The sequence below is a fragment of the Pseudoalteromonas sp. SG43-6 genome, assembly GCF_014164365.1.
GTDB lineage: Bacteria > Pseudomonadota > Gammaproteobacteria > Enterobacterales > Alteromonadaceae > Pseudoalteromonas > Pseudoalteromonas rhizosphaerae.
Genome location: NZ_JACJEZ010000219.1, coordinates 1 through 253 on the forward strand (window position 1 = coordinate 1; position 253 = coordinate 253).

At 35.2% G+C, this 253-nt stretch carries 1 rRNA gene; it reads left to right on the top strand.

The features are described from left to right. Nucleotides 1-59 (top strand): 16S ribosomal RNA (locus tag H5201_RS22860); the annotation flags it as partial. Nucleotides 60-253: the final 194 nt, after the last annotated feature.

The window sequence follows — 253 nt, forward strand, 5'->3', positions numbered from 1 at the left end:
CTGGGGTGAAGTCGTAACAAGGTAGCCCTAGGGGAACCTGGGGCTGGATCACCTCCTTATACGATTTAGAACTTATTTGTTCGTAGTGTCCACACAGATGATTGTTAGTTAGTTTGCTCTTTGAGCTCACTAATTAATATGCTCTTTAAAAATTTGGAAAAGCTGATAATAAAATTCGTATGAATAACATTGTTATTTATACAGAGTTTTCAAAAGTAAAAAAGAATGATAGCAGTATCATTCAGTGCCATTT